This is a genomic window from Microbacterium sp. zg.B48 (assembly GCF_024623505.1).
Lineage (GTDB): Bacteria > Actinomycetota > Actinomycetes > Actinomycetales > Microbacteriaceae > Microbacterium.
In genome coordinates this window covers 1-1,294 of the sequence record NZ_JANJFE010000024.1, presented here as the reverse complement: position 1 = coordinate 1,294, position 1,294 = coordinate 1, and the positions used below count along the sequence as shown (strand labels likewise).

The window sequence follows — 1,294 nt, the reverse complement described above, 5'->3', positions numbered from 1 at the left end:
GGTGCCTGGGTTCACGACATATGTCACAGGTGATGTGTCGCTCATGTCTCGGGTCATAGGTCACAGTCCGATGCATGTCGAAGCATCGGGTCGTGGTCTTGAAGATCGTCGCTGGGCAGCTCACCGTGGCCGCGGCGGCCGAGCAGTATGGGTTGTCGCGGAGGCAGCTTCATCGGTTGCTGGCCCGTTACCGGGAGGACGGTATCGACGCCGTCGATCCGCAGTCGCGGCGACCGAAGACGAATCCGCACGCGACACCCCCCGAGGTTGTCGAACGCGTCGTACAGCTCCGCGCTGAACTGATCGCTCGCGGGTTCGATGCCGGGCCGGTCACGATCTCCTGGCATCTGGACCGCGAAGGGTTGCACGCCCCGTCACACGCGACGATCCACCGCATCCTGACTCGAGCAGGGCTGATCACCCCGGAGCCGCGTAAGCGCCCGCGTTCCTCGTACGTCCGGTTCGAAGCCGCCCAACCGAACGAGACCTGGCAATCCGACTTCACCCACTGGCGCCTGAACGACGGAACCGACATGGAGATCCTGAACTGGCTCGATGACCACTCCCGGCTCCTGCTGTCCTGCACCGCCCACACCCCCGTCACCGGTGACGATGTCGTGACCACGTTCCTGACTGCGACCGACAAACACGGGATCCCCGCCTCGACTCTCACCGACAACGGCAGGGTCTATACGGCACGGTTCGGCGGAGGACGCAACGCGTTCGAACACCTCCTGCCCGTCCTCGGGGTCAAGCAGAAGAACGGCTCACCCGGACACCCGCAGACCCAGGGCAAGATCGAACGGTTCCATCAGACCCAGAAGCGCTGGCTCGCCCAGCAGCCCACCGCGACCACGATCCTCGAGCTCCAAGCACAGCTGGACCGGTTCCGCGTCGCATACAACAACCACCGCCCGCACCGAGCCCTGGATCGCGCAACTCCCTCACAGGCATACGCAGCGACCGCCAAAGCTCTCCCTGCCGAGGGACGACTGCCCGACCGATACCGGCTGCGCTACGACCGCGTCGACACCGACGGCCACGTCAGCATCCGACGCGCCGGCCGCATGCACCACCTCGGCATCGGACGACACCACACCGGCAAACGCATCCTCGCGATCAGCGACGAAACCACCGTCACCGTGACCCACCTCGAAACCGGCGAAATCCTCAGCGAACACCACATAAACCCCGCCCAGGGCTACTGGCGCAACCAACTCACCCCACCCGGCCGCTGGCCCCACAAATGACAGATGTCTCGCGACATATGAGACATATGTCGCGAGACATCACA

Annotated in this window: 1 protein-coding gene; it reads left to right on the top strand. The window is 64.6% G+C overall.

The genetic code is table 11. From position 1 onward, the window contains the following. Positions 1–74 precede the first annotated feature (74 nt). Positions 75–1,250, top strand: a complete 1,176-nt coding sequence (locus NQ152_RS16970) for an IS481 family transposase (protein WP_257524820.1) — start codon at positions 75–77, stop codon at positions 1,248–1,250. Positions 1,251–1,294 lie beyond the last annotated feature (44 nt).